Genomic DNA, 7,878 nt, shown 5'->3' on the forward strand with positions numbered 1-7,878 from the left:
CGCATTGAGGACATGAGCATCGACCAGTTGCTGGAATTGAATCAATACGTCTGCCGGCGCATCGACGAACTGAGGGATCAGGAAAATCTGCAGGCACTGAGTCAGTTGCGGGTGGGCCTGAAAGTAACCTTCGAGGGCCGGGAAGGCCCGGTGTTGGGGATCGTCACCAAGATCAACCGCAAGAGTGTGATTGTTCTGGCCGAGGACGGCCCCAAACAGTACAAGGTCTCGCCGGAGTTATTAAGGCCTCTGCGTGACGTGAAGTAGGTCAACTACGTCGTGGAATGAACGCTTACTGCGCGCCGTTTGCAGCAGGTTGTCGGCCACGCGCGCATAGTGGGCGTAGCTCTCGTCAGACGACGAAGCGTGCACCTTGGCGGTCACGCTGCGCTTGAAATCGGTCACTTCCTCTGGGCGCTCATCGATCAGCAGGGCATACAGCTTGATCTCGGGATACGCCGCCGCCACGGCCTGGCAGATATGCTTCAACAGCGTGGTTTTCCCTGCCCCCCCCCCCCGGCGGCGCCACGATCAGCCCGCGCTGCCCCATGCTAATGGGCGTGATCAAATCCATCGCCCGCACACTGTGCTCACGAACGCCATTGGCCAGATAAAGGCGCGGGGAAGGATAAATGGCGGTGCCGTTGAGAAGGCTAATACATCCGCAACAGCCGTTGGTTATGCATTATTCATAGTGGCTCCAGGCCTGAGAACTTCCACCACTCGCTCGTCATCGAGCACTTGATAGACCAGGTGATGCTGAATATTGATGCGGCATGAATAGAACCCCGCAAGATCACCCACGAGTTTCTCAAACGAAGGCGGCTTGCGGTATAGGTCTTCCGCTACCAGCGCTAGCCGTTCCTGCGCTTTTGGTTTGAGGCCGCGGGAGGCCAGCTTCGCAGCGGCGCGACTTTATCGCGTCGGCCTGCCTTGCCTTGTTATGGGTGCTTTGCCATGATATACCAATATTTGGTATAGGAGTCTCCCCATGGCTAGAAATACCAGCATTACACTCGGCCCCCACTTTGATGAGTTTATAGCCATTCAGGTTGAAAAGGGCCGCTATGGCTCGGTGAGCGAGGTGGTACGTGCCGGACTGCGTCTGCTTGAAGAAACGGAAAGTAAGCTTGAACGGCTCCAACGCCTTCTGGATGAAGGCGAACAGAGCGGAATCGCAGAGTATTCCCTTGAAAGCGTTATTACAGAACTGGACAACGAAGCTCACTGATGCGTCCATACCTGCTCACTTCCTCTGCCCGAAAAGACGTTGTCGAGATAGGCCGCTTCACCACCGAAAAGTGGGGAAAGCGCCAACGCGATACGTACCTCAGGCAGCTTGACGATGCTTTCAAGCTGCTCGCTCGCCAACCTGATATTGGCCGCGATACGGGTGACATAAAACCAGGGTACAAAAAGTTCAGTCAGGGCAGTCATGTTATCTTTTACAGAGCCGGTACGGAATCCAGGATCGTTGTCATCCGAATTCTCCACAACAGTATGGATGTGGAGCAGCATCTTTAACGCCCCAAGCAGGGGAATATTTTGCGTTTTGAGCGCAGCGAAGCAAAATATTTCCCGCTGCCTTGGTTTGTTATGGTCAGAATTCTGAGAAAAATATTCCCTTAGACTAAGCCTATAGCACCTAGCCTCACCGCTGTTCACACTTGATAGCTTCGTCAAATTTGCAATTAAACCGAGGGGCTCTCGACGGAACCAAATAACCAATTTCAACACTTGAAACTCGCCGAGCCACTCCCTGATTATCAATAATTCGACCGACGCTACCACCTCGATCTCCATTTTCAGCACTGATTACTGAAATCAAAAATTCTTCACTGCCTATTTGGTTCGAGTTACTATCAAAGTATCTAGCCTGGAATCCGGCACTCACAGCTTCATGGGGGAGGAGGTCACCTGTTATGCGCCAGTCAAAAAACAAGCCAATTCCACGCCTTCCTTGAGCTTCTGCAACTCTAACTTCGTTAAACTCGAGGGAGTTCGAAAATATACTATCTGACTCCAGTAACAAACTAGCTTGATGAAGTTTTCCTAATGTATTTAGGCTAGAATAATTGTATCTATCGCGCTGCAACTCTTTGGCCTTAACGATAGCTGACTCCAGTGATGAAATGTCTAAATTAATTTGTTCAATGCCTATCTCTCTTAATTCTTCGATCTGCCTAGTAAGTTTAGAAGAACCAAGAGAATAAAAATCAAAATCCAAGTCATAGTCGTCTATATGAGAAAGCTCAATAAACAGTTTATCTACTTCTTCATTTTCCTCACGGCGCCGTTGAGCTTCTTCAGCATTAATGAAAATGCCGTCGGAAACAACAGCGAAGACTTCTTCAGCTTCGCTATATTTAATCGTCTCTGGAGTTAGGCGACCGCTTTCATAGGCAGTCAAAAGGTTTGTGAGCTCGTCCTCTACGAACTCGATAAGAGAATCATCGAAAAAGTAAACCTCTTCAAGGACGGACGGCCATCGAAACACAACGGTAACCGAGTATGAATCATCTGAATTATCTGTCACGCCCTCTAACTGATAAGAAGCAAATTCATACAAATGCTGCTCTAGTTCGAAATATCTGCTCGTAGGAGAAAGAGTCGGGCGTGGAGCATTCCAAGAACCAGCATATTTATTCCATTCTTCTCTTGACCATACGGACCGATCAACTTCTGAGAGTAGTTCATAATCAGGAGACTCTAGGAATTGTAATACTCGATCGCCAGGATCAAGGTTATTTGTTGATTCCGAGCATCCAGATAGTATTAACATTAAAATGATAATTTTTGTTAACCGCATGTTTATCCAATCCTCATATGAAGTGCCATATGGTACCTCTCAGCACCCAAACCATAACGCGAAGCTTAGCGGCGCCCTTGTAATGGAGGCGAAGCCGCAATGGAAAGGGCGTCCGGCGGCCATCGGCCGCGTACTACAGCGACTGGTTAGTGGCAGGTAATGACACTGCCGGCTCCCTGGCACTGACCTTGACGGCCTACTCCGTAACCCGGCACCGACATGAGCCGATGCACTCTGTTTGAAACACCGCCAATGATGCGGTGAATGAACCTGAACCCAAAGGTAGCAGATCCAGACCCAATTTTCGGCGGACGGCCCCAAACGGTGAGCACTGAATTTCCCGCCAAGACTCTTGCTTGCTGATGCAACCAAACCGAACACGGATTCTGACGGCCTTGGTGCTCACCAAATTACGCGGGTTTGGCAACCAAGCACGGCACCAAGGCCCCTGGCACACCGCAGCCCAAAAGGACCGAAGCCATAGCCACTAACGCCCGCCATAAACGGCGCGAGGAACGAGCGTCCGGCGACCGCAGGGAGCGAATTTGATGGCTTTGTTATGGCTTGGCATGCCAGGCAATATCAATCTTTTTATGATGTGCCGCACAATCTCTAAGATATAGATTGATTAGACTTTGATAAGGCACGCCTGTTTCCTCTGCCATTTCTTTGAAATAGCCAATGACATCCTCACCGAGCCTGATCGTGACAGATTTCTTTAATTTTGAAGCGTATGGATTTTTACGCGATTTCATCTTTGAAAAATCATATTCATCTTTCATGATAGTTACCCTTCATAAAACTTGCGTTCCTTGCTGGTTGCTTTGCGCGCAGAAATGATTCGAATAGAACTTCCCTGTTCGCGCTCACAGTGACACACGATCAATATCCTGGATTCATTACTCATTCCCAACATAAGGAAGCGATCTTCTGATGAGAATGAATTTTCGTCATCAAAAAACTGAATCGCAAGCTCATCGTAAAAAACTGATTTCGCTTCATAGAACGACACCCCATGTTTTTTGAGGTTTAAGTCAGCCTTCTTTGTATCCCATTCGAATTCAATCATAAATACAATGTATGTACATTACTGTAAACTGTCAAGCTTCGGGAGCCATAACGCCTCAATAACCGGCGGCTGGAACGGAGCGAAGCGCAGTGTAAGCCGTCCGGCGCCGAAGGCGCGAAGTTGATTGACTTGTTATGCATTTGCACGAACTAGACGCTCGACTTCCTTTTCTAAACCAAAGATTTCTTTTGAGTTAATAGCCACTCCAATATTGTTGGGAATTTGCGTTATGGGAACTGGCATGTTTGATGTTGGCGCTGTGACGATTCTTATCTCCCCTGAGACAGTGTGCATTGCCCCTGCGTAGTGAACACCAAGGAGGCGAATACGGTGACTGCCCATATATGTATTGCCTTTGTTGTCCATATAACCACCAATGTTTGCCAAAAACACCGGTGATCCACTAGAGCCTGGAAAACTTGCTATATCTGTAAGAAATTCAGATTTTCCGTTCCAAGGAACGTTGGCGTGTGTACCTGTAATGCCTTTCCTTATGACAGGGAGATTGTTTTTGGCATCCCAAATTCCGTTGGGATAACCGATCATGACAATATCCTCCATAGACGAATAGGACTCGCGCTCTTCATCTTTTGGGATCAGATCGGTTTGCAAAGGGATATAGAAAAGCTTGCTACCAGTTTTTTGTATCTGATTCAGCAATGGACCTATCAAAAACGCTGCAAGATCGATGTTTGGATCAGGATGTTTGATACATTGGTTCTCGAAGTTTGAAAACTGGAATTGCTGATGCTTACCGGTATCGGGTAGCCCATCGCGTGTAGCGAGGGTTACATGAAACCTACCTGTATTTGCGTTAGCAATAACATGCTTATTTGTAACTATTACAGGAACAGCTGAATCATCTTTTTGGAGAAAATTCATATAGAAGCCTGTGCCTGTAGATATGCCCCCATTATGGAGAGTGGTTTCTATTCTCACTGTACTGTGAGTGAGCTGTTCCATTATTCCCAGGCTCATTGTTTCTCCTTATGCATAACGCTGAAATAAGCGGCGGCCCGACAGGGGCGTCCGGTGGAGGCCGCAGGCCGGAACGAACTTAATTGACTGGTTAACTGGCGCTGCCACCATAGTATGACCTTAGCACCTGATGACGGTGCTTGAAGATGAGTCGGTAGACAGGTGCCAGAACGTCTGCCAACACTGGCTCCCACAACTCGTTCTGATGGAGCCAAATCGGATCAGCATTCTCCTCGATGAACTGATCTACAGGCATACCATCCACGGTTGGTGGCCGCTTTATTCTGACCTGCTTACCGTTCATAAAGACCCACTGGTACTTCCTTTGCCGCTCTGCCTTCGCGGCTTTCTTTGCTCTCTTTTGAGCCGGAGTGAGCTTTTTCTTAACCTTTGCCATATCTGAACTTTTTGGTGCTAACGCCCCCAATCAGGGGCATATTTTTGCGCTTTGAGCGCAGCGAAGCAAAAATATGTCCCACTGCCTTGGTTTGTTAGTTGTAACTATCGCCGAGAACTGGGATCAAGGCCCAGCATTCGCAAACCAATATTGATACCGAAACCTACGATGAGTGGCCACCAGTGAACAAGGACTATCGCCAGGACCGAAAATCCTATAGATACGATTGACGACAGCAACAGCCCTATATGCTTAGTTTTCGCATATGCAGACAAACCGCCTAAAGCCAACAAAATTGAGATGCCTGCCAAAACATAAATTACTATTGCCATTTGGTCACCACTCTCCTCTACGTACCGTGTGCTAGCGCGGTACAGACCCGTACTTAGGCTCTAAAAGCTGCCATACAACTAACGCTTAGCGCACCGGTGACTTTGACGTAGCGAAGCGGAGACAAAGGCATCCGAGTGCCGCGCCTGGTTATGTTTGATATTCGATTTCTACGGCCGACTCGTCTCCACAATGAATGAAGAGTTCCCCTTTCGCTGAATTTGAAGATGAAAACTGAAACCAACCACGGCCAGACTTTTCACGACCATCATCATTTCCAGACCAAGAAAACTCGACTCGCCCTCCATCATCTGGAATGCGGTAGTCGATTTGGCCCTCAACTGCTCCGAATACAAAAAAGCCGAGGCCATCTTCATCGAACTGGAAGTATCCGGGCTCGATAAGATCAACAAAGTCTTGATCCCACATTTCCATCCACTTAATTCGCCAGCGTCCAACGACTTTACTCAAACTACCTCCTTAAAACATAACGCGGAGATAAGCGGCGGCCCGTCAGGGGCGTCCGGCGGACGGCCCTATGGCCGGGAGCGAACTTAATTGACTGGTTAAAGGCAGGTACTGACGCTGCCTGCTCCCTGGCACTGACCGTGACGGCCTACTCCGTTATCTTGCACCGACGCGCGCCGATACCGTTTGTTTGAAACCACCGCCAAGCCAGCGGTGGATGAACCTGTACTCAAAGGTACCAGATCCAGAATAAATTGTCGGCGGACGGCCCCAAACGGCGAACACCGATTTTGCTACCAACGCCGCTGACGATTAAAGCTGCCAAACCGGACGCAGACTCTGCTGGCCTTGGTGCTCTGACAATTGGCGGGTTTGGCTACCAAGCCCGGCACCAAGGCCACTGGCACAAAGCCACCTAAAAGACCGAAGCCTTTGCCATTAACGCCCTGGCTTTGCGGCGTGCCGGAGCGCCAGCGCAGGCGCGTCCGACAACAGCCACTTGTTAACCCCGGAGTTCGAGGTCTTCCCGAATAACCTCCGGATGACGGAAAGCAATCTCGATGAGTGCCTTTGCCGGCCCTGAGGGTTTACGTCGACCTTGCTCCCATTCCTGCAACGTACGCGGAGAAATATGCAGTACCTCAGCAAACTCCCTCTGGGTCAGGCCGGTTTTACCGCGTGCCTCTGCCACCTCGTTAGGCTCCACACGACTGACTCGTGCGGCTTTGCCCGCTTTCATTTCTTTGACGGACTGGAGTAGCTTGTTGCCAAGCTCCTCAGCACTCAGGGTCTCGTTACTCATTTTCCAATACCTCACGAATCGACTTCAGGATATGCGCGGGTATGTTGTCCTTGACGGCCTTTTTGTAGATCACCAACAGCCAGATCTCGCCATTTGCCAACCTGGTGAAGTAGATAACTCGCACTCCACCCCGCTTCCCTGAACCCGCAACCGACCAACGAACCTTTCTACATCCACCACTACCGGGAATGGGATCACCTATTTCCGGATTGGCTGCCAGCCAAGCGAAGAAAGAGCTCCGCTCCTCTTCAGTCCAAATTTTCCTGGCGTCCGCTTCAAATGTAGGGGTTTCGATGATGGTAAACATACTGACAAATATACGTCATTGACGGAGTTTTGCAAGGTAGGCGGCTAGAAGGGTTAACGCTTGCAGCATGCGCGCTTACGGAATGGAGCCGAAGGCGCAATGTAGTGGGTGTCGCCGTGCCTGCACTGGTTATGTTCTTCTTCGTGTTAGCAGCGCCTGCCCAGCCACCCCGAAGAATCAATGTGGATAAAATAACCGAAGTCCTCAGAGGACATGACGGATCGCGCATCAGTGAGCCCAACACCACAATACGGACAACACTTAATTTCGACTGCTGTAGTCCAGAGCGTATCACCCACTTCCTCAAGATATTGATTTACCTGTAAGTCATCCTCTGTTGCTACCCGCTCAATAACCAAACACCAACCAAGGTCTTCAGAGCCAAAACGGGCTGGCCCCCAACAGATTGAAACGCCATCACTCGGCATCTCGTCACAACAGTGTATGAGATTTGACAGGCTATCCATTTATTTCATCCACAAATATCTGGTCCTCTACGGCATCTGCAATGGCGCGATCCAATCGTGTAAGCAAATCTTCGAATGACTCTTCAGGCCGGCGGACTAACATTGCAAGGCATTGATCTTCATCAGATGCAGTCGCCGCACAGCTAACCGGGCCAACCCTACCAATAGTGATTTCGCCTGAGCCATCAATCAGCAGTTCAATATTCTCGAGTTTCATATGACGAAACCTGACTCTTTGTGAACATAACGCC

Annotated in this window: 12 protein-coding genes and 2 pseudogenes; 3 read left to right on the plus strand and 11 right to left on the minus strand. The window is 49.4% G+C overall.

What is annotated here, in order from left to right:
* The coding region (locus BMY49_RS16310) for a hypothetical protein (RefSeq protein ID WP_143058156.1) at positions 1–267 on the plus strand (267 nt) is incomplete at its 5' end.
* A gap of 24 nt (positions 268–291) precedes the next feature.
* On the opposite strand, the pseudogene BMY49_RS16315 reads toward BMY49_RS16310, so the two are convergent.
* A pseudogene (locus BMY49_RS16315) lies at positions 292–682 on the minus strand (transcription termination factor Rho); the annotation flags it as partial.
* 3 nt (positions 683–685) lie between these two features.
* Positions 686–897: pseudogene (locus BMY49_RS16320) on the minus strand (Txe/YoeB family addiction module toxin).
* A 94-nt stretch (positions 898–991) separates the two neighbouring features.
* On the opposite strand from BMY49_RS16320, the gene BMY49_RS16325 reads away from it, so the two are divergent.
* Positions 992–1,231, plus strand: coding sequence for a type II toxin-antitoxin system ParD family antitoxin (locus BMY49_RS16325; protein ID WP_044630393.1), 240 nt, complete (start codon positions 992–994; stop codon positions 1,229–1,231).
* Positions 1,231–1,524 (plus strand): type II toxin-antitoxin system RelE/ParE family toxin, encoded by a 294-nt coding sequence (locus tag BMY49_RS16330; RefSeq protein ID WP_058579745.1) that lies wholly within the window; start codon positions 1,231–1,233, stop codon positions 1,522–1,524. The genes BMY49_RS16325 and BMY49_RS16330 overlap by 1 nt, the downstream gene beginning before the upstream one ends.
* A gap of 127 nt (positions 1,525–1,651) precedes the next feature.
* Here BMY49_RS16330 and BMY49_RS16335 read toward each other — a convergent pair whose 3' ends face one another.
* The 9 genes from BMY49_RS16335 to BMY49_RS16380 all read right to left on the minus strand — a co-directional run.
* A complete protein-coding gene (locus BMY49_RS16335; protein WP_143058157.1) occupies positions 1,652–2,809 on the minus strand; it encodes a hypothetical protein in 1,158 nt (385 codons plus the stop codon).
* A 557-nt stretch (positions 2,810–3,366) separates the two neighbouring features.
* Positions 3,367–3,591 (minus strand): BrnA antitoxin family protein, encoded by a 225-nt coding sequence (locus BMY49_RS16340; RefSeq protein WP_089676066.1) that lies wholly within the window; start codon positions 3,589–3,591, stop codon positions 3,367–3,369.
* Positions 3,592–3,596: 5 nt separating this feature from the next.
* The gene (locus BMY49_RS16345) at positions 3,597–3,878 is read right to left on the minus strand and encodes a BrnT family toxin (RefSeq protein WP_089676067.1); all 282 of its coding nucleotides are present in this window, start codon (positions 3,876–3,878) and stop codon (positions 3,597–3,599) included.
* A 132-nt stretch (positions 3,879–4,010) separates the two neighbouring features.
* A complete protein-coding gene (locus BMY49_RS16350; protein WP_089676068.1) occupies positions 4,011–4,856 on the minus strand; it encodes a S1 family peptidase in 846 nt (281 codons plus the stop codon).
* Between the two features lie 91 nt (positions 4,857–4,947).
* The gene (locus BMY49_RS16355) at positions 4,948–5,253 is read right to left on the minus strand and encodes a hypothetical protein (protein WP_208596221.1); all 306 of its coding nucleotides are present in this window, start codon (positions 5,251–5,253) and stop codon (positions 4,948–4,950) included.
* Between the two features lie 480 nt (positions 5,254–5,733).
* Positions 5,734–6,054 (minus strand): hypothetical protein, encoded by a 321-nt coding sequence (locus tag BMY49_RS16360; protein WP_164834383.1) that lies wholly within the window; start codon positions 6,052–6,054, stop codon positions 5,734–5,736.
* A 499-nt stretch (positions 6,055–6,553) separates the two neighbouring features.
* Positions 6,554–6,853, minus strand: a complete 300-nt coding sequence (locus tag BMY49_RS16365; protein WP_016914159.1) for a helix-turn-helix domain-containing protein — start codon at positions 6,851–6,853, stop codon at positions 6,554–6,556.
* Positions 6,846–7,160 (minus strand): transcriptional regulator, encoded by a 315-nt coding sequence (locus BMY49_RS16370; protein ID WP_016914160.1) that lies wholly within the window; start codon positions 7,158–7,160, stop codon positions 6,846–6,848. The genes BMY49_RS16365 and BMY49_RS16370 overlap by 8 nt, the downstream gene beginning before the upstream one ends.
* A gap of 459 nt (positions 7,161–7,619) precedes the next feature.
* Positions 7,620–7,878 (minus strand): hypothetical protein (locus tag BMY49_RS16380; RefSeq protein WP_208596222.1); only part of this gene is annotated, 259 nt, incomplete at its 5' end.

Origin of the sequence: Vreelandella aquamarina, from assembly GCF_900110265.1 — a bacterium.
GTDB lineage: Bacteria > Pseudomonadota > Gammaproteobacteria > Pseudomonadales > Halomonadaceae > Vreelandella > Vreelandella aquamarina.